The sequence below is a fragment of the Rhizorhabdus argentea genome (genome assembly GCF_037861105.1).
GTDB classification, from domain to species: domain Bacteria; phylum Pseudomonadota; class Alphaproteobacteria; order Sphingomonadales; family Sphingomonadaceae; genus Rhizorhabdus; species Rhizorhabdus argentea.
Genome location: NZ_JBANFK010000013.1, coordinates 1 through 19,594, shown reverse-complemented (window position 1 = coordinate 19,594; position 19,594 = coordinate 1). Strand labels below are relative to the sequence as shown.

21 protein-coding genes are annotated in these 19,594 nt (G+C 64.8%); 2 read left to right on the top strand and 19 right to left on the bottom strand.

What is annotated here, in order from left to right; genetic code table 11:
* Nucleotide 1 precedes the first annotated feature (1 nt).
* From nuoL to nuoG, 6 genes are all read right to left on the bottom strand, one after another.
* Nucleotides 2-2,080, bottom strand: coding sequence for an NADH-quinone oxidoreductase subunit L (gene nuoL / locus AAC645_RS12980; RefSeq protein ID WP_340316576.1), 2,079 nt, complete (start codon nt 2,078-2,080; stop codon nt 2-4).
* Between the two features lie 115 nt (nt 2,081-2,195).
* Entirely contained in the window at nt 2,196-2,501 is a 306-nt protein-coding gene (gene nuoK / locus AAC645_RS12975) for an NADH-quinone oxidoreductase subunit NuoK (protein ID WP_340316575.1), read from the bottom strand.
* Nucleotides 2,498-3,109: an NADH-quinone oxidoreductase subunit J gene (locus AAC645_RS12970; protein ID WP_340316574.1), complete on the bottom strand. Its 612-nt coding sequence runs from the start codon at nt 3,107-3,109 to the stop codon at nt 2,498-2,500. Before AAC645_RS12970 ends, nuoK begins: the two co-directional genes overlap by 4 nt.
* Before the next feature lie 48 nt (nt 3,110-3,157).
* Nucleotides 3,158-3,643, bottom strand: a complete 486-nt coding sequence (gene nuoI, locus AAC645_RS12965; protein WP_422785833.1) for an NADH-quinone oxidoreductase subunit NuoI — start codon at nt 3,641-3,643, stop codon at nt 3,158-3,160.
* On the bottom strand, nt 3,643-4,692 hold the full coding sequence (gene nuoH / locus AAC645_RS12960) for an NADH-quinone oxidoreductase subunit NuoH (protein WP_340316572.1): 1,050 nt from the start codon (nt 4,690-4,692) through the stop codon (nt 3,643-3,645). Before nuoH ends, nuoI begins: the two co-directional genes overlap by 1 nt.
* Nucleotides 4,693-4,819: 127 nt before the next feature.
* Nucleotides 4,820-6,823, bottom strand: coding sequence for an NADH-quinone oxidoreductase subunit NuoG (nuoG, locus tag AAC645_RS12955; RefSeq protein WP_340316571.1), 2,004 nt, complete (start codon nt 6,821-6,823; stop codon nt 4,820-4,822).
* Nucleotides 6,824-6,860: 37 nt separating this feature from the next.
* Between nuoG and AAC645_RS12950 the strand changes: the two genes are divergently transcribed.
* Nucleotides 6,861-7,205 (top strand): GIY-YIG nuclease family protein, encoded by a 345-nt coding sequence (locus AAC645_RS12950; protein WP_340316570.1) that lies wholly within the window; start codon nt 6,861-6,863, stop codon nt 7,203-7,205.
* A gap of 113 nt (nt 7,206-7,318) precedes the next feature.
* Here AAC645_RS12950 and nuoF read toward each other — a convergent pair whose 3' ends face one another.
* From nuoF to AAC645_RS12885, 13 genes are all read right to left on the bottom strand, one after another.
* On the bottom strand, nt 7,319-8,635 hold the full coding sequence (gene nuoF, locus AAC645_RS12945) for an NADH-quinone oxidoreductase subunit NuoF (protein ID WP_340316569.1): 1,317 nt from the start codon (nt 8,633-8,635) through the stop codon (nt 7,319-7,321).
* Nucleotides 8,604-8,765, bottom strand: coding sequence for a hypothetical protein (locus AAC645_RS12940; protein WP_340316568.1), 162 nt, complete (start codon nt 8,763-8,765; stop codon nt 8,604-8,606). Before AAC645_RS12940 ends, nuoF begins: the two co-directional genes overlap by 32 nt.
* Nucleotides 8,762-8,911: a hypothetical protein gene (locus AAC645_RS12935; RefSeq protein WP_340316567.1), complete on the bottom strand. Its 150-nt coding sequence runs from the start codon at nt 8,909-8,911 to the stop codon at nt 8,762-8,764. The genes AAC645_RS12940 and AAC645_RS12935 overlap by 4 nt, the downstream gene beginning before the upstream one ends.
* Nucleotides 8,908-9,585 (bottom strand): complex I 24 kDa subunit family protein, encoded by a 678-nt coding sequence (locus AAC645_RS12930; RefSeq protein WP_340316566.1) that lies wholly within the window; start codon nt 9,583-9,585, stop codon nt 8,908-8,910. The genes AAC645_RS12935 and AAC645_RS12930 overlap by 4 nt, the downstream gene beginning before the upstream one ends.
* Nucleotides 9,585-9,890: a nuclear transport factor 2 family protein gene (locus AAC645_RS12925; RefSeq protein WP_340316685.1), complete on the bottom strand. Its 306-nt coding sequence runs from the start codon at nt 9,888-9,890 to the stop codon at nt 9,585-9,587. Before AAC645_RS12925 ends, AAC645_RS12930 begins: the two co-directional genes overlap by 1 nt.
* Nucleotides 9,891-9,913: 23 nt before the next feature.
* Nucleotides 9,914-11,170, bottom strand: a complete 1,257-nt coding sequence (locus tag AAC645_RS12920) for an NADH-quinone oxidoreductase subunit D (protein WP_340316565.1) — start codon at nt 11,168-11,170, stop codon at nt 9,914-9,916.
* A 124-nt stretch (nt 11,171-11,294) separates the two neighbouring features.
* Complete coding sequence (locus AAC645_RS12915) at nt 11,295-12,071, bottom strand: NADH-quinone oxidoreductase subunit C (protein ID WP_340316564.1); 777 nt, start codon at nt 12,069-12,071, stop codon at nt 11,295-11,297.
* A gap of 10 nt (nt 12,072-12,081) precedes the next feature.
* A complete protein-coding gene (locus tag AAC645_RS12910; protein WP_340316562.1) occupies nt 12,082-12,645 on the bottom strand; it encodes a NuoB/complex I 20 kDa subunit family protein in 564 nt (187 codons plus the stop codon).
* Entirely contained in the window at nt 12,636-13,013 is a 378-nt protein-coding gene (gene ndhC, locus AAC645_RS12905; RefSeq protein WP_340316561.1) for an NADH-quinone oxidoreductase subunit A, read from the bottom strand. Before ndhC ends, AAC645_RS12910 begins: the two co-directional genes overlap by 10 nt.
* A 241-nt stretch (nt 13,014-13,254) precedes the next feature.
* The gene (locus AAC645_RS12900) at nt 13,255-14,076 is read right to left on the bottom strand and encodes an inositol monophosphatase family protein (RefSeq protein WP_340316559.1); all 822 of its coding nucleotides are present in this window, start codon (nt 14,074-14,076) and stop codon (nt 13,255-13,257) included.
* Nucleotides 14,077-14,211: 135 nt separating this feature from the next.
* Nucleotides 14,212-14,775, bottom strand: a complete 564-nt coding sequence (gene efp / locus AAC645_RS12895; protein WP_340316557.1) for an elongation factor P — start codon at nt 14,773-14,775, stop codon at nt 14,212-14,214.
* Between the two features lie 86 nt (nt 14,776-14,861).
* Nucleotides 14,862-16,835 (bottom strand): OPT family oligopeptide transporter, encoded by a 1,974-nt coding sequence (locus AAC645_RS12890; protein WP_340316556.1) that lies wholly within the window; start codon nt 16,833-16,835, stop codon nt 14,862-14,864.
* 439 nt (nt 16,836-17,274) lie between these two features.
* A complete protein-coding gene (locus tag AAC645_RS12885) occupies nt 17,275-18,492 on the bottom strand; it encodes a polyhydroxyalkanoate depolymerase (RefSeq protein ID WP_340316554.1) in 1,218 nt (405 codons plus the stop codon).
* Between the two features lie 133 nt (nt 18,493-18,625).
* Here AAC645_RS12885 and AAC645_RS12880 point away from each other — a divergent pair, with 133 nt between their 5' ends.
* Entirely contained in the window at nt 18,626-19,282 is a 657-nt protein-coding gene (locus tag AAC645_RS12880) for a glutathione S-transferase (RefSeq protein WP_340316552.1), read from the top strand.
* Nucleotides 19,283-19,594: the final 312 nt, after the last annotated feature.

Genomic DNA, 19,594 nt, shown 5'->3' with positions numbered 1-19,594 from the left:
GTCAGCCCACCATCGCCCAGGTCGCGGCGGCGGCGAGGCCGAGCAACATCACCAGCGCATAAGTATAGAGATATCCAGACTGGGCGCGGCGCGCGAGAGCGCCGGTGCCCGAAACCACCGCGGCGATGCCGTTGGGTCCGAAGCGGTCGATCGTGCCCTGGTCGCCCTTCTTCCACAGCACGCGGCCGAGCCAGAAGGCCGGGACGACGAACAGCACATGGTAGAGTTCGTCGAAATACCATTTGTGGAGCAGGAAATCGTACAGCACCCGGAACTGCGCGGTGAAGCGCGCCGGGATCGTGCGATCCGCGATATAGGCCCAATAGGCGATCAGGAAGCCGAGGATCATCACGATCGTCGCCGACAGCTTGGCGAGCTCGGGGATGCCGTGCATCGCGTGCATCAGATGCTCGTTGAAGGCGACGCTGCCCGCCCAGAAGGCCGCACCACGCTCGGGATCGAGGAAGAAGGGCGCGAAGGACCAGCCGGCGAAGATCGCACCGATCGACAGTAGCGCCAGCGGTATCAGCATCGCTGCCGGGCTCTCGTGCGGGTGATAGCCGGCATCGCCCTCGACCGGGTGGTGATGCAGCGCCTCGTGCGTCGAGGGCTCGTGGCCGGCGCCCTCCTCGTCGGGATGGGCTTCCTGACCATGGCCGTCATGGCCGTGACCGTGCGCATCGTGGACCGCATGTTGGATATGCTCGGAACCCGCCCAGCGCGGCGTGCCAAAGAAGGTGAGGAAGATGAGCCGCCATGAGTAGAAGCTGGTCAGCAGCGCCGCGAACACAGCGACCGCGAAGGCGATGCCGCCTGAGGATGAGCCGCTGGCGAACGCCGCCTCGATGATCGCGTCCTTCGAATAGAAGCCGGCAAAGCCGAACAGGCCCGCTACGCCGACGCCGGTGATCGCCAGCGTGCCCGCCATCATCGCCCAGAAGGTGATCGGGATATGCTTCCGCAGACCGCCATAATAGCGCATGTCCTGCTCATGGTGCATCGCGTGGATCACCGATCCCGCCCCCAGGAACAGCAGCGCCTTGAAGAAGGCGTGGGTGAACAGGTGGAACATCGCCGCGCCATAGGCGCCGACGCCGGCCGCCATGAACATGTAGCCGAGCTGCGAGCAGGTCGAATAGGCGATGACGCGCTTGATGTCGGTCTGCGTGGTGCCGACCGTGGCCGCGAAGAAGGCTGTCGCGGCGCCCACGAAGGTGACGACGTGCATCGCGGTCGGGCTGACCTCGAACATCGGCGACAGGCGGCAGACCATGAACACGCCCGCGGTCACCATCGTCGCGGCGTGGATCAGCGCCGACACCGGGGTCGGACCTTCCATCGCGTCGGGCAGCCAGGTGTGCAGGCCGAGCTGCGCCGACTTGCCCATAGCACCGACGAACAGCAGCAGGCAGAGCAAGGTCATCAGGTCGACGCGGTAGCCGAGGAACCCGATGGTGGCGTCGGCATAGCCGGGCGCCGCCGCCAGGATCGCCGGGATCGACACCGTGCCGAACACCAGGAAGGTGCCGAAAATGCCAAGCGAGAAGCCGAAATCGCCGACGCGGTTGACCACGAAGGCCTTGATCGCGGCGGCGTTGGCCGACGGCTTCTGATACCAGAAACCGATCAGCAGATAGGAGGCGAGGCCGACGCCTTCCCAGCCGAAGAACATCTGCACCAAGCTGTCCGCGGTGACGAGCATCAGCATCGCGAAGGTGAACAGCGACAGATAGGCGAAGAAGCGCGGCTGGCTGTCGTCCTCCGCCATATAGCCCCAGCTATAAAGATGGACGAGGCTCGAGACGCTCGTCACCACCACCAGCATCACCGCGGTGAGCGCGTCGACGCGCAGCGCCCAGTCGACCGACAGGTCGCCCGACTGGATGAAGGTGAGCACCGGATGGACACCGGCGGTCATGCTGCCGGTGAGGAAGCCGATGAAGATCGGCCAGCTCATCGCGCAGGACGCGAACAGCGCGCCGGTGGTGATCGTCTTGGCGACGACATTGCCGAGCATGCGGTTGCCCAGGCCCGCGACGATCGCCGCGAGCAACGGCAGGAAGACGATGGCGGTGATCATTCCGCGCGCGCCATTAGCGTCGTCCCAGCGAAGGCTGGGATCTCAGGAGAGTAGCGCGCGCTCACGACGCACGAGATGCCAGCCTTCGCTGGCATGACGTAAATGGAACGCACCATTACCCCTTCATCCGGTTGATGTCGTCTACCGAGATCGTTCCGCGGCCGCGGAAATAGATGACGAGGATGGCTAGTCCGATCGCGGCCTCGCCCGCCGCGACGGTGAGGACGAACATCGCGAATACCTGGCCGACCAGATCGCCGAGATAGGCGGAGAAGGCGACCATGTTGATGTTCACCGACAGCAGGATCAGTTCGATCGCCATCAGGATGATGATCACGTTCTTCCGGTTGAGGAAGATGCCGAACACCCCCATGACGAACAGGATCGCGCTGACCACCAAATAATGCTGGAGACCGATCACAGCTCCACCCCCTGGCCGATGGCCGGCTTGACGTTGCGGATCGCGTCTTCCGGCCGGCGCATGTTTTGCGCGTTTACGTTCTGCGCCTTCACGCCGCCGCGGACGCGGTGGGTCAGGACGATCGCGCCGATCAGCGCGACCAGCAGCACCAGCCCGGCGCCCTCGAAGATATAGAGGTAGCGCGTGTAGATCAGGATGCCGAGCGCTTCGATGTTAGGCACTTCGGCCGGCGTCGGCGCGATGCGGCTCGCCATGTCGATGCCGCCCGCCTTCCATGCGCCGACGGCGAAGATCATCTCGGCGGCCAGTATGATCACCAGCAGCACACCGAACGGCAGATATTGCGCGAAGCCCGCGCGCAGCTCGGCGAAGTCGATGTCGAGCATCATCACCACGAACAGGAACAGCACCGCGACCGCGCCGACATAGACGATGACGAGCAGCATCGCGATGAACTCGGCGCCGACGAGCACCATCAGTCCGGCCGCGTTGAAGAAGGCGAGGATCAGCCACAGCACGCTATGCACCGGATTGCGCGCCAGGATGGTGAGCGTCGCGGAGGCGATCACCAGCGTGGCGAACAGATAGAAGGCGATGGTCTGGATCACGTCAGAAACTCAGCCCCCTGATCAGTCCGGCAGAAAACATGCGCGCCATTACCGGTACGGTGCATCGGCGGCAAGGTTGGCCGCGATCGCCGGTTCCCAGCGGTCGCCGTTCGCGAGCAGCTTGGCCTTGTCGTAGATAAGCTCCTCGCGCGTCTCGGTCGAATATTCGAAGTTCGGGCCTTCGACGATCGCATCGACGGGGCATGCTTCCTGGCAGAAGCCGCAGAAGATGCACTTGGTCATGTCGAGATCGTAGCGCGTGGTGCGGCGCGAGCCATCCTCGCGCGGTTCGGATTCGATCGTGATCGCCTGCGCCGGGCACACCGCCTCGCACAGCTTGCACGCGATGCAGCGCTCCTCGCCATTGGGATAGCGGCGCAACACATGCTCGCCGCGGAAGCGCGGGCTCAGTGGGTTCTTCTCATAGGGGTAGTTGATGGTCGCCTTGGCCTTGAAGAAATATTTCAAGGTCAACCAGTGCGCCTTCACGAACTCCCAGAGCGTGAACGACTTGATGATGTGCGAGACGCTCATCAGAACACTCCGTAGCGGGTTACTTCGAGCCAGCCCGAGACCAGGACGACCCAGAACAGCGACAGCGGCAGGAAGACTTTCCAGCCCAACCGCATCAGCTGGTCGTAGCGGTAACGCGGTACCGTCGCCTTCACCCAGGAAAAGACGAAGAAGAAGAACATCAGCTTGGCGAAGAACCAGATGATGCCGGGCACCATGTACAGCGGCGCCCAGTCTACCGGGGGCAGCCAGCCGCCCCAGAACAGGATCGCGTTCAGGCCGCACATCAGGATGACATTGGCATATTCGCCGAGCCAATAGAGCGCGAACGCCATCGACGAATATTCGGTCTGATAGCCGGCGACGAGTTCGCTCTCCGCCTCGGTCAGATCGAACGGCGCACGCGCCGTCTCCGCCATCGACGAGATCAGGAACACCACCGCCATTGGGAACAGCAGCGGATTGAAGCCATAGCCGTTGATGAAGCCGAAGATGTGGGCGCGCTGGCCCTCGATGATCGCCGACATGTTGAAGCTGCCGGTCCACAGCACCACCGAGATCAGCACGAAGCCGATCGACACCTCGTAGGATACCATCTGCGCGGCTGCGCGCAGCGCCGAATAGAAGGGATATTTGGAGTTGGACGCCCAGCCGGCAATGATCACGCCATAGACCCCGATCGACGAGGCGGCGAGCACGTAAAGCAGGCCGACATTGATGTCCGCAAGCACGACGCCCGGCGAGAAGGGCACCACCGCCCAGACGACCAGCGCCACCGTGAAGGTGATGATCGGCGCGAGCAGGAACAGCCCCTTGTTCGCGGCCGACGGGATGATGGTTTCCTGGAGGAATACCTTGGCGCCGTCGGCGAAGCTCTGCAGCAGTCCCCAGGGACCGACCACGTTAGGGCCGCGCCTCAGCGCCATCGCCGCCCAGATCTTGCGATCGGCATAGATGATCATCGCCACCGCCAGCATCAGCGGCAGCGCGATGATGAGGATGCCGATGATCGTCGAGGTGAACCACGCCCACTCGAACGGCAGGCCCCAGGTCTGGAACAGCGCGGTCATGCGGCGGTTCCTTCTCTCGTCATCCCGGCGGAAGCCGGGACCCATAGACGCAACGCCCGATTTCCAGCGCGACTTTGCGCGTCTGGGCCCCGGCCTTCGCCGGGGTGACGGATGGTAGCGCTGAAGCTCATTCCGCCGCCTCCGCGAAGCTTTCGCCGTGGAGCAGTTCCGCCGAGCAGCGCTGCATCGTCTCGCTGGCGCGGGCGATCGGGTTGGTCAGGTAGAAGTCCTTGATCGGGTAGCCGACCGGCCCCGACGCTTCGGCGGCGAGCGACGGCGGCGCCCAAGCATAGTCGGCGAGGCCCTCGATGCCGAGCGCCGGAACCTCCGCCGCCATTGCAGCGCGGAGCTGATCGAAGCTGTCGAACGGCAGCTTGTGGTCGAGCACCTCGCTCAGCGCGCGCAGGATCGCCCAGTCTTCGCGGGCATCGCCTGGCGGGAAGACGGCGCGGTCGCTGCGCTGGACGCGGCCTTCGGTATTCACATAGGTGCCGGCCTTCTCGGTATAGGCGGCGCCCGGCAGGATCACGTCGGCTGCGGCCGCACCGGCATCGCCATGATGGCCGACATAGACCTTGAAGCTCTTGTCGAACCTGGCCGTGTCGACGTCGTCGGCACCGAGCAGGAACAGCAGCTTGGGCGCAGCCGCGACCAGATCGGCGAGGCCGCCCTTCTGGCCATAGCCGAGCATCAGCCCGCCCATGCGCGCGGCGGCGAGGTGCACGACATTATAGCCGTTCCAGCCCTGCTTGATGAGGCCGAGCGAGCCGGCCAGCGCCAGCGTCGCGCCCTGCGCACCCGCCTTGAGCCCACCGCCGCCGAGGATCAGCGCCGGGCGCTGCGCTCCTGCGAAGGCCTCGGTGACTTCGCCCGGCAGCTTGCCGAGCAGGCCAAGATCGTTGCCAAGCCAGGTCGCCGGATAAGTGAGGTTCACTTCCTCGCCGATCGCGAAGACCTTCGCGCCGCGCTTGAACGCCTTGCGGACGCGGGTGTTGATCAGCGGCGCTTCCCAGCGCAGGTTCGAGCCGACGATGAGGATCGCGTCGGCGGTCTCGATCCCGGCGATCGTGCTGTTGAAATTGACCGCGGCGGTGTTCGACACGTCATAGTCCATGCCGGTCTGGCGGCCTTCGAGCAGGGTCGAGCCCATCTTCGCGAGCAGCGCTTTGGCCGCGTACATCGTCTCGCAGTCGAGCTGGTCGCCGGCCACCGCGGCGACCGAAGACCCCGCCTTGACCGCCTTGATCGCGGCGAAAGCCTCCGGCCAGCTCGCCTCGACCAGCTTGCCGCCCTTGCGCACATAAGGCTTGTCGAGCCGGCGTCGGACCAGTCCGTCGATGGCGTGGCGCGTCTTGTCCGACGCCCATTCCTCGTTCACGTCCTCGTTGATCCGCGGCAGCACGCGCAGCACCTGCCGGCCGCGGCTGTCGAAGCGGACATTGGTGCCGACTGCGTCCATCACGTCGATGCCAGGGGTCTTCTTGAGCTCCCACGGCCGCGCCTCGAATGCATAGGGCTTGCTGGTCAGCGCGCCGACCGGGCACAGGTCGACGACATTGCCCGAAAGCTCGCTGGTCACCGCCTGCTCGAGATAGGAGGTGATCTGCATATTCTCGCCGCGATAGATCGCGCCGATCTCCTCGATCCCCGAGACTTCCTCGGCGAAGCGCACGCAGCGCGTGCACTGGATGCAGCGGGTCATCGTCGTCTTGACGATCGGGCCCATATATTTGTCGGTGACGGCGCGCTTGTTCTCATGGAAGCGGCTCGCGCCCTTGCCATAGGCAATCGACTGGTCCTGCAGGTCGCATTCGCCGCCCTGATCGCAGATCGGGCAATCGAGCGGGTGGTTTATGAGCAGGAACTCCATCACCCCTTCACGCGCCTTCTTCACCATCGGCGTCTGGGTGAACACCTCCTGCTTGTCGGCGGCGGGCAACGCGCACGACGCCTGCGGCTTGGGCGGGCCGGGCTTCACCTCGACCAGGCACATCCGGCAATTGCCCGCGATCGACAGCCGCTCATGATAGCAGAAGCGCGGAATCTCCTTGCCCGCGGCTTCGCAGGCCTGGAGCACGGTGGCGCCAACCGGGACTTCGACTTCGATCCCGTCTACGGTGAGCTTAGGCATGGGCGGTATCCGTCATGATCTGATAGGCTGACGCCCAATGGGAGGCCATGTCTACATCCTTGCGAGCCGTCGCTACGGTACGCTCTACACCGGCGTCACGAGCGACCTGGCGCGGCGCGTTGGCGAGCATCGCGACGGCGCGGTTCCGGGCTTCACGCGGGAATATAACGTGAAGCGGCTCGTGTTCTTCGAGAGCCATGACGATATCCGCGACGCGATCGCCCGCGAGAAACGCATCAAGGAATGGAAGCGCGACTGGAAGATCGCGTTGATCGAGCGCGACAATCCGCTGTGGGACGATCTCGCCGTGACGATGCTCGGCTTCCCGCCGCTTCCATCCCATGATCGCAGCCGTCATCCCGGCGAAGGCCGGGACCCATGAACGCCGTATAATCCATTCCTGTGGTGACGCTGCCCCATGATGACAGACGGCGGCGGATATGGGTCCCGGCTTTCGCCGGGATGACGATTGGGATGACGGCGGATAAGAGGTCCTCACTCGGCAGCCTCCGCGAAGTCGCCGCTCTTCTCCGCAATGCGCCGCTCCACTTCGGGGCGGAAGTGACGCAGCAGGCCCTGGATCGGCCAGGCCGCAGCATCGCCCAGCGCGCAGATGGTGTGGCCTTCCACCTGCTTGGTCACGTCGAGCAGCATGTCGATCTCCTCGACCGCCGCCTCGCCGGTGCGCAGCCGCTCCATCACCCGCCACATCCAGCCGGTGCCCTCGCGGCACGGCGTGCACTGGCCGCAGCTCTCATGCTTGTAGAAATAGGACAGCCGGCTGATCGCGCGCACGATGTCGGTCGACTTGTCCATGACGATCACGGCGGCGGTGCCGAGGCCCGAGCCGAGCGCCTTGAGCCCGTCAAAGTCCATCGGCGCGTCCTTGATCTGCGCGGCGGGGACGAGCGGCACCGAGGAGCCTCCGGGTATCACCGCGAGCAGGTTGTCCCAGCCGCCGCGAATGCCGCCGGCATGCTTGTCGATCAGCTCCTCGAACGAAATGCCCATCGCCTCTTCGACGACGCAGGGCTTGTTCACATGGCCCGAGATCTGGAACAGCTTGGTGCCCTGGTTGCCCGCGCGGCCGATGCCGGCGAACCAGGCCGCGCCACGCCGCAGGATGGTGGGCGCGACCGCGATCGATTCGACATTGTTGACCGTCGTCGGGCAGCCATAGAGGCCGGCGCCCGCCGGGAAGGGCGGCTTGAGGCGCGGTTGGCCTTTCTTGCCCTCGAGGCTCTCGATCTGCGCGGTTTCCTCGCCGCAGATATAGGCACCCGCGCCGCGATGGACGAACACGTCGAAGTCATAGCCTGACCCGGCGGCGTTCTTGCCGAGCAGGCCGGCGGCATAGGCCTCTTCAACCGCCGCGAAGAGCACCTTCGCCTCGTAGATGAACTCGCCGCGGATATAGATATAGGCCGCCCGCGCGCGCATCGCGAAGCCGGCGATCAGCGCGCCCTCGATCAGCTTGTGCGGATCGTGGCGGATGATCTCGCGGTCCTTGCACGAACCCGGCTCGGATTCGTCGGCGTTGATCACCAGGAAGCTCGGCTTGCCCGGCTTGGGCTCCTTGGGCATGAAGCTCCACTTCATGCCGGTCGGGAAGCCCGCGCCGCCGCGGCCACGCAGGCCGGACGCCTTGATGTCCTCGATGATCTGGTCCTGACCGCGCGCCATCAGCGCCTTGGTGTCGTCCCAGTCGCCCCGCTTGCGCGCAGCCTCTAGGTTCCACGGCTGGAAGCCGTAGAGGTTGGTGAAGATGCGATCCTTGTCGTCAAGCACGGGCCGCGCCCTCCAGATCGTCATCCCGGCGGAAGCCGGGACCCATGAACGCTGAATAAGCGTCGATTGCGGCGACCTTCCCACAGGATTCTGAAAAGCTGCGTATATGGGTCCCGGCCTTCGCCGGGATGACGCAAAGCGCGGTGGTCATCATGCCGACTTCCCGAACAGCTTCGACGCGATCATGTACACCGCCACGCCGATCGCCAGGGCGATGGCGATGCCGAGCAGCTTGAAGGTCACCTTGATCAGGATGACCGCCGCGATGATCGTGACGATGATGGCGAGGAGGCCGCTCATGCCGGCGTTCCCCAGCGGTCGCGATAATCATGATTTTCCGATACCATCTCGACCAGGTTGGTCGGGCCGCCCTCGGGGCAGCTCGTCTGGCGGTCGATCTGCGGACCGATCTTCGGCTGCTCGCCCTTGGCCAGCGCCTCGAGGATCGCGGTCGTCGTCTCGAAGGTCAGGTCTTCGTAATTATCGTCGTTGATCTGGACCATCGGCGCATTGGCGCAGGCGCCGAGGCACTCGACCTCGGTGAGCGTGAACAACCCGTCGGGCGTAGTCGCGCCCTTCTTCAGGCCCTTCCTGTAACAGGCGTCGAGCACGTCGTCCGAGCCGCGCAGCATGCACGGCGTCGTGCCGCACACCTGGACATGGTAGCGGCCAACCGGCCCGAGATTATACATGGTGTAGAAGCTGGCGACCTCGAGCACGCGGATATAGGCCATGCCGAGCTGCTTGCCGATATATTCCATCACCGGGATCGGCAGCCAGCCCTGCGTATCGGTCTCGACGCCGACCTGGCGCTGCGCCAGATCGAGCAAAGGCATCACCGCCGACTGCTGCCGCCCGGGCGGATAGCGCGCGATGATCTTCTGCGCCTGCTCGGCGTTCTCGGCCGTCCAGGCGAACCCGCCCCAGCGCGCGCGGGTCTCGGCCTCGTCAGGGATATGGGCTGCGTCGGACATTAGCGCACGAACTCCACGCGCGACACCTTGTCGCCCTCGAAACTGTAGATGCTCATCACCTCAAACGGCTCGGCGTCGTTCGAACGGAACACCTTCTCGTGCAGCACGACATAGTCGCCGAGCTCATAGCCGGTCAGAATGTCGGCGCGGTTCTCCGGGAATTGCGCGAACATCGCCTTCAGGCCCGAGCGCACACCCTCCTTGCCGTCGCGCACCACAGCCCCGCGATAGCCAGCCTCGGCCGCATCGTCGGTCATCAGCGCGACATAGGCGTCAGCGTCCTGCGCGTTGTAATGCGCGATCATCTGCTCGGCGGTCTTGAGCTTGCTCACCGGTCGACCTCCCCGAACACGATATCGATCGCGGACAGAACCGCGGTAGTGTCGGCGAGCATGTGACCCTTCATCATGAAGTCCATCGCCTGCAAATGACTGAAGCCGGTCGGGCGGATCTTGCAGCGATAGGGTTTGTTGCTGCCGTCGGAGACGAGATAGACGCCGAACTCGCCCTTGGGGCTTTCCGTCGCGACATAGACATCGCCTTCGGGCACGTGGAAGCCCTCGGTGTAGAGCTTGAAATGGTGGATCAGCGCTTCCATCGAGCGCTTCATCTCGCCGCGCTTGGGCGGCACGACCTTACGGTCGAGGCTGGCGACCGGGCCCTCGGGCATTTCGGTCAGGCACTGTTTCATGATGCGCGCCGACTGCCGCACTTCCTCGACCCGGACCATGAAGCGGTCGTAACAGTCGCCACGGGTGCCGACCGGAATCTCGAAGTCCATCCGGTCATAGACGTCATAGGGCTGGCTCTTGCGAATATCCCAGGGGATGCCGGCGGCGCGGATCATCGGGCCGGAAAAGCCCCAGGCGATCGCATCGTCGCGGCTGACCACGCCGATGTCGACATTCCGCTGCTTGAAGATGCGATTGTCGGCGACCAGGCTGATCGCGTCCTCGAACAGCCGCGGCAGGCGGGTGTCGAGCCAGTCGGCCATGTCGGTCAGCAGCTTGAGCGGCACATCCTGGTGGACGCCGCCGGGGCGGAACCAGGCCGCGTGCATGCGCGCGCCGGACGCGCGCTCGAAGAAGTTGAGGCAATCCTCGCGGACTTCGAACAACCACAGGTTCGGCGTCATCGCGCCGACGTCCATGACGTGGCTGCCGAGGTTGAGCATGTGGTTACAAATGCGGGTCAGCTCGGCGAACAGCACCCGCAGATATTGCGCGCGCAGCGGCACTTCGAGCTGGAGCAGCTTCTCGATCGCGAGCACATAGCTGTGCTCCATCGCCAGCGGCGAGCAATAATCGAGCCGGTCGAAATAGGGCAGCGCCTGGAGATAGGTTTTGTACTCGATCAGCTTCTCGGTGCCGCGATGGAGCAGCCCGACATGCGGATCGACCCGCTCGACGATCTCGCCGTCGAGCTCCATCACCATCCGCAGCACGCCGTGCGCGGCCGGATGCTGGGGGCCGAAGTTGATCGTGTAGTTCTGGATCTGAACGTCAGGCGACGCCGGCGCGTCGGTGACGCCCTGCGACGGCGGCACGTTCGTACCCGCTTCGGGATAGGCGCGGAGATCGCTCATGCGCTCGCTCCATCAAGACACGTCATCCCAGCGAAAGCTGGGATCTCATTGCCTTTGCCAGCGCCGAAGAAAAGAGAGATCCCAGCTTTCGCTGGGATGACGGAGAAGGAGGTAAGGTTCACCATCATTTCTTCGCCCCGTCGCCCTTGGGATCGGCCTTGCCCTCGCCGGTCTGGGCGACGCTGTCGGTCGTCTTCGGCGTTCCGGGCGGCGGCGTGGCGGCCACCGGCTGCGGCGCCGTGCCGGCCGGCGCCGGTGCAGGCGTCGGCGCGCCGGGCTGGGTCGCCGAGACCTTCTCGTCGCCCGGCAGGATATAGTCCGCTCCTTCCCACGGGCTCATGAAGTCGAAGCTGCGGAAATCCTGGGCCAGCTTGACCGGCTCATAGACGACGCGCTTGTGGACTTCGGAATAGCGCAGTTCGACATAGCCCGTCAGCGGGAAATCCTTGCGCTGCGGATGGCCGCGAAAGCCGTAATCGGTGAGGATGCGGCGCAGGTCGGGATTGCCGTCGAACAGCACGCCATACATGTCGAACACTTCGCGTTCGAGCCAGCCCGCGACCGGCCACAGCCCGGTCACCGACGGCACCGGCGTCGTCTCGTCGGTGCCGACATGGACGCGGATGCGGTGGTTCTTGGTGAGGCTGAGCAGGCAATAGACCACTTCGAACCGCTCGGGACGATCAGGATAGTCGACCCCGGCGATCTCCATCAGCTGCTGATATTCCAACTCGTCGCGCAGGATCCTGAGCACGTCGGCGACGCTGTCGCGGCGGACATGCAGCGCGATCTCGCCGACACAGGTGCGGACGTCGAGCAGCCGGTCGCCGAGCGCGGCGGTGGCGGCTTCGACCACGCCCTCGCCGGACGCGTAACGGGGAAAGGTGAGCGAGGTCGCCATCAATAACCCCTCACCGTTCGAGCGTCCCGACCCGGCGGATCTTCCGCTGCAGCTGCATGATGCCATAGAGCAGCGCTTCGGCGGTCGGCGGGCAGCCGGGCACATAGATGTCTACCGGCACGATCCGGTCGCAGCCGCGCACCACCGAGTAGCTATAGTGGTAATAGCCGCCTCCATTGGCGCAGCTGCCCATCGAGATCACATATTTGGGCTCGGACATCTGGTCGTAGACCCGGCGCAGCGCCGGCGCCATCTTGTTGCACAGCGTACCGGCCACGATCATCACGTCGGACTGGCGCGGTGAGGCGCGCGGCGCGGCGCCGAAGCGCTCGAGATCGTAGCGCGGCATGTTGACGTGGATCATCTCGACCGCGCAGCAGGCGAGGCCGAAGGTCATCCACCATAGCGAACCGGTGCGCGCCCACTGGAACAGCTCCTCGGTCGAGGTGACCAGGAAACCCTTGTCGTTGACCTCCGACTGGAGCGCCTTGAAATAATCGGCGTCGGGCGCGATACTGACGTCAGAATTCTCGGTCGGGTGCGGATTCCGAGCCGGATCGAGGATCACTCCCATTCCAGCGCTCCCTTCTTCCATGCGTAGATGTAGCCGATCAGCAGCTCGACCAGGAAGATCATCATCGACAGCCAGCCGACGAACCCGATCCCGCCGAGCGATACCGCCCACGGATATAGGAAGGCGGCTTCGAGATCGAAGACGATGAACAGGATCGCGATGAGATAGAAGCGCACGTCGAACTGAGCGCGGCTATCCTCGAAGGCGGGAAAGCCGCATTCATATTCGGTCAGCTTCTCGGGGTTCGGCTTGTGCGCGCCGGTCAGCCGGCCAACCGCCATCGGCAGGAACACGAAGGCGCTCGATAGGACGAGCGCCACGCCCAGGAACAGCAGGATCGGCAAATATCCGGCGGCGACTGTCGCCATGAGGAAGCTCCGAGCAACGGGCCGGGAAATGCGGCCTTTGGCGGGACGTTTAGGCCCGCTGCACCTGCTAAGCAAGACAGCGGATCGGTGAGAATGAATCGCAATAAGGGGTGGAGTTTGCCGGCTTCTATCTGGTCCATCATTCCAGCGAGAGCTGGAATCTCAGGCGGCTAGCGCGAGCCCCTGTCTCACGAGATTCCAGCTTTCGCTGGAATGACGAAGGGGGTCGGCGAAGCGCCTCTCAAAGCCCCTTCAGCCCCTGCGCCACCAGCTTGTGCAGCTTGGTAGCCAGCCCGTCGTTGGTCACCAGATATTCGTTGCGTTCGTGCATCCGGTCGCCGCCGCGGAAATCGCTGACGAAGCCGCCGGCCTCGCGCACCAGCAATATTCCCGCCGCCACGTCCCAGATCTGCAGATCGGCTTCCCAGAAGGCATCGTAGCGCCCCGCCGCGACCCAGGCGAGATCGAGCGCAGCCGAGCCAAAACGCCGGATTCCTGCCACCTCGGGTGCGACCGAGGCGAAGATCGAGGTCCACTCACGGAAATCGCCATGGCCTAGGAAAGGAATGCCGGTCGCGACCAGCGCCTCGCTGAGGTCGCGCCGTGCCGAGACGCGCAGGCGTCGGTCCTGCAGCCAGGCGCCGCGGCCCTTTTCCGCCCAGAAACTCTCATCGGTGAGCGGCTGGTAGATCAGCCCCTGCGTCACCTCGCCCCGCACCTGCCCGGGTCGCGGCTCCTCGACCGCGATCGAGATCGCGAAATGGGGCAGGCCGTGGAGAAAGTTCGAGGTGCCGTCGAGCGGATCGACGATCCAGCGCGGCTTCGACGGATCACCTTCGACGATGCCGGCCTCCTCCATCACGAAGCCCCAGTCGGGCCGCGCCCGCTTGAGTTCCTCATAAAGCGTCTCCTCGGCGCGCCGGTCGGCCATGGACACGAAATCGGCGGGTCCCTTGCGGCTCACCTGGAGCTGCTGGACCTCGTTGAAGTCACGCCGCAGCCGCGGCGCCGCCTTGCGCGCCGCGCGGTCCATGACGGTGATGAGGCCTGAATGGGCTACCATGTTCTTCTCCCCCCCTCCCTGCCAAGGGAGGGGGCTGGGGGGTGGGTCAGTCCGCTAGAGGTGGCAAACGGGGTTGCTCCAGCAACCGGCGTGACCCACCCCAACCCCTCCCTTGGCAGGGAGGGGCTAAAGATCTCAGTCCGCGCGGCGGACATATTCCTGGCTGTAGACGTCGACGACGATCCTGGTACCCGAGCCGATGAACGGCGGCACCATGACGCGCACGCCATTGTCGAGGATCGCAGGCTTGTAGCTCGAAGAAGCGGTCTGGCCCTTCACCACGGCGTCGGCCTCGACCACGGTCGCCTCGACGGTGTCGGGCAGCTGCACCGAGATGGGGCGCTCGTCATAAAGCTCCATCACCACGTCCATGCCGTCCTGCAGGAAGGCGGCAGCATCACCGAGCAGGTCGCGCGGCAGGGTGATCTGCTCGTAGGTCGCCTTGTCCATGAAGGTCAGGGACTCGCCATCGGCAAACAGGAACTGGAAATCGGTGGTGTCGAGGCGGACGCGCTCGACGCTCTCGGCGGAGCGGAAGCGGACATTGTTCTTGCGCCCGTCGATCAGGTTCTTCAGCTCGACTTGCATATAGGCGCCGCCCTTGCCGGGCTGCGTGTGCTGGATCTTGACCGCGCGCCAGATGCCGCCTTCATATTCGATGATATTGCCGGGACGAATGTCCACGCCGCTGATCTTCATGGGTGTCACCTGGTGATGAGGTTTTGAAAGAGCCGGCGCGGGCCATAGCGGCACCCGACCGGATTGGCAATCTCGCCGGGGAACGGCTATCCGACCGCAGCCGCCGTTCTGGCCGTCCAACCGTACAGCCAGACCAGCATCGCGATCACCAGCGCGGTGCCGGCCGCCATCGCCACGCGCTCATGCCCCTCGCCGATCAGCGCGAGCGGGGCCCCGCTGCCGGTCGCGACGATGAGGCCTGCGAGCAGCACGCCGAACAGGCTTTCGCCGACGATGAAACCCGAGGCGAGCAGCACGCCCATGCGCTGCGATACCGGATCGGGGCGGCGGCGATCGTAATAATAGCCGATCACCGCGCCGATCACGACCGGCAGCGTCGCCGACATCGGCAGGTAAATGCCGATGCCCACCGCGAGCGGCGGCAGTCGCAGCCAGCCTCGCCGCCCCAGCCAGGCGTCCAGCGCGACCAGCAGCAGCCCCACCCCGACGCCCATGAAGATCATCCGCCAATCGAGCCCCTCGCCCAATATGCCCCGCGCCAGCGTCGCAATCAGCGTCGCCTGCGGGGCGGGCAGCGGCGCCTGGGGCGTCGGCAGGCCGATGCCCGGCAGCGGCGCGAAGCCATAGGCAGCGTTGAGCAGATCGAGGATCGGCGGGATCACCGCCGAGCCGGCGAGCACGCCGACCATCAACGCGACCTGCTGCTTCCACGGCGTCGCGCCGATCAGCTGCCCCGTCTTGAGATCCTGGAGATTGTCATTGGCGATCACCGCGCAGGCGAGCACCAGCCCGGTAACGAACAGCGCGAAGGCCACCAGCTGCGGCGCCGCGCCCGAGCCGGCGAGCGGCTTGACCGCGAGCGCCAGCAGCAGCGCCGATCCCAGCACCGCAAGGATGGCCAGCCCCGATACCGGGCTGTTCGACGAGCCGATCAGGCCCGCCATATAGCCGCAGATCGCGGCTACGAACGCACCCATGACCAGCACATAGACATAAAAGCCGAGCGACAGCGGCAGTGCGAAAGCGGCGAGCGGGCCTTCGCCGGCGAAGTACCACAGCAGGCCGATGATCGGCGGCGCCATCGCCACGACGATCAGCGCGAGCCATGCAACCGGGATGTCGCGCTCCTCGACCGGCAGCAGTTCGGCGGACGCCTTGCGCGCCTTCGAGGCCGCCATCGCACCGGCCATGCGGCGCCATAGCGGGCGCGCGAGCTTGCCCATCGTCCAGATCGCGGCCGCACCGATCACACCGGCGCCCAGAAAACGCACGTCGCTGCCGAAGACGGACAGCGCGGCGTCCTCGGCCGATCCGGGTACCGCCGCCAGCGCGCTCAGCACCGGTACCGCGATGCCGAAGGCGATGACCAGGCCGAGGCCCATCGCCAGCCCCACCGAAAGGCCGACCAGATGCCCCGCTCCGAGCAGCGCGAAGGACAGCGAGGTCCACAATCCGGTCGCGGCATAGCTGGTGCCGATGCGGAACCAGGTCGACGCCTCGGCCGCGACCAGGCGAGTCGCCGCAAGCAGCGCGAAACCCATCGAGGCGACCGAGCCGCCGAGGATGATCCTGAGCCCCGCTCCCGCTTCGGCGGCGCCCTCGCGCGTCCCGGTGCCGACACGCAGCACCTCGGCGGCCGCGACACCCTCGGGATAGGGCAGGTCCGATCCGGTCACCAGCGCACGGCGCAACGGCACCGACAGCACCACACCCATCATCCCGCCCGATGCGCACAGCAGGAAGCTCTGCCAGAAGGGAAAGCCCTGCCACCAGCCGACCATGACGAGGCCCGGCAGCACGAAGATGATCGAGGCGATGCAGCCCGCCGCCGAAGCGACCGTCTGGACGATGTTGTTTTCGAAGATGTTGCTGGTGCGCACGAGTCGCAGGATCGCCATGGAGATCACTGCCGCGGGAATCGACGTCGCGAAGGTGAGGCCGACCTTGAGGCCAAGATAGACGTTAGCCGAAGTGAAGACGACGGTGATCAGTGTGCCGAGCAACAGCCCTCGGACCGTAAGCTCCCGCACGTTCGGACCGGTTGCGCCCTTTTCCGCCATTTCCGTTTCCTCGCCGCCGAACCATCAGCTTGGCCCCCGCAGCCGGCCCTGGCAATCCATCGCAGCTGCGATCTTGCAGGTGCGAAGCACATTGGGCGCAGTTGCAACAGGCTTACATCGATGAATGTAATATTCTATGCATTTCCAAGAGCTTGAAGATTTTTTTTGAGGGCGACCGTTTTTTCTCTTGCATTTTTTTGTTCGCACATGCACAAAGAATGGGCCTTTCAGGCATCCTCTCCTAAAACTTTAAGGGCCGGCCCCCAGTGGACCGGCCCCTTTTTTTGTGGATTTTCGATGGCGCTCCCAGCTGGTGCCGCGGGTATCCCCCCGAACTCGGCCTGTAGCCAGGCGGAGCAGATCAATCTGATCGCAAATCGGGTTTGGCCGGCGGCCGGGTGATGACGGCCGTAGCAGGCTCGGCGGCTGGTCGAGGAACTCAGCTCGCGCCGAGAATGAAGTTCCGGACCTGCGGGTAGATCTGGTTGTCCCACTTGCTCCCGCTGAACACGCCGTAATGGCCGACACCCGCCTGGAGATAGTGGCGCTTCATGTGCGGTCTCAGTCCCGAGCACAGATCATGCGCTGCAGAGGTCTGCCCCACCGCGCAGATATCGTCGCGCTCGCCCTCGATGGTGAGCAGCGCAGTGCGCTTGATGGCGGCGCAGTCGACCCGCTCTCCGCGATAATCGAGTTCGCCTTTGGCGAGCAATGCGCGCTGGAACACCCGATCGATCGTCTCGAGGTAGAATTCGGCGGTAAGGTCGAGCACCGCGAAATATTCGTCATAGAAATCGCGGATCACCTTGGCCTGTTCCTCCTCGCCATCGGCGAGATGCTGGTACAGCGCGCGGTGCTGCTCCTGGTGGCGCGCCGCGTTCATCGCCATGAAGGCGGTCAGCTGGAGGAACCCTGGATAGACCCGCCGCGCACGCCCTTCGTAGCGCCACGGCACCGACGAGATGAGATTCTGCTCGAACCATTTGAAATCGTGCTGGTTGGCCAGATCATTGACCGCGGTGGGATTGATCCGGACGTCCACCGGACCGCCCATCAGCGTCAGGCTCAGTGGCGTTGCCGGGTTGTCCCCCTTCGACATCAGCGCGACGGCGGCCAGCGCCGGCACGCAAGGCTGGCACACCGCCATTAGGTGGACCGGAGGACCAATCTCCTCGAGAAAGTGAATGACGTGATCGACATAATCGTCGAACCCGAAGCGACCGGCCGATACCGGTATGTCGCGAGCGTTCTTCCAGTCGGTGATATAGACGTCATGATCGCGCAGCAGCGTCTGCACCGTGTTGCGTAGCAAGGTCGCGAAATGGCCGGAGATCGGCGCGACCAGAAGGATCTTGGGCTGGGCGACCGAGCCTTCGACCTTGGCGAAACGGAGCAGATCGGCGAATGGCGTGGCGGCGATCAGTTCCTCGCGCACCGCCACCTCCATGTTGCCCGACAGCACATTGTCGATTCGATAGGCCGGCCGCTCGGCGATGAGCTTGGTGTGAGCGACCATGTCGAGCGCGGCGAACATGCTATTGGCGAGCGGCGCCCGGCCGAATCCGCCCATCAGCGGCCGGGCGCTCAGCCCTGCGCTCGCAAGCATGCGGAAGGGTTCGCCCAGGTCAGTCATCGTTTGATAAAACTGATACAGCATGACCGACTTGTCCCCCGAGCAGTGGAAGATAATCTGCTCACTTCACATATGTTAGCGGCCTTATGCTGCGCCGCCATAAAATTTTGACGCTTTGCTTGAATTAATGTCATCATCGTGCCGAAGGGGGACATTGATGCCCGAAGCGATCCTGACGATTTCGAGCCGCAACTACTCATCCTGGTCGCTGCGCGGCTGGCTTCTCTGCAAGCTGGCGGGCCTCGAACTCGTCGAGGAAGCAGTGCCGATCGACGCCCCTGGGCAACGGGCCGAACTGCTGCTGCTCTCGCCCTCCGTCCTCGTACCCCGGCTGACCCACCAGGGCGCCAGCGTATGGGACACGCTGGCGATCGCCGAATATCTCCATGAGAGCTTTCCCGGCGCGGGCCTGTATCCGGCGGACAAGCTTGCCCGGGCGCACTGCCGCTCGGTTTCCGGAGAGATTCACTCCGGCTTCCAAAATCTTCGCTCGGCCTTGCCCATGAACCTGCGGGCGCGTCACGACAGCTTCCGCCTGTTCGCCGGGGCGCGGCCTGACATCGAACGCATCCAGGCGATCTGGCGCGACTGCCTCCAGCGCTATGGCGGGCCGTGGCTGTTCGGCGACAAACCCGGCGTTGCCGACGCGATGTTCGCGCCGGTCGCCACCCGCTTCATCACCTATGCAATCCCGCTCGATCCCGTCTGCCGTGGCTATTGCGCGACCATCAGCGAGTGGCAGCTGATGCGCGAATGGACCAAGGCGGCGCTGGCCGAACCCGAAGAAGTCGAAGAACTCGACGCCGAATTTTAAGCCGTTTGCTAGCCCTCAAACCCTGGGCGGCCAGCATTCGCTGGTCTTGGCTTCCTCCCCCGGATCGAGTCCGGGGTCGGACGCGCTGCACGCGCTTGTCTGTTCGAACTCCTCTGGCTTCGTGCCGGCGAGGCGCAGCCGAGTAGCGGCCGAACGGCCGCCGCGCCCTATTGGCGCAAAGCCAAGCAGGGCGGACGCGCTGCGCCCCGGCGTTTGAGAGCTCATCTAAGATTTGCCAGCTTGCGCTCCCACGCCAGGGCATGGGCCACGATCATGTCGAGATCATCGAGCTTTGGCCGCCACGGCGTGGTA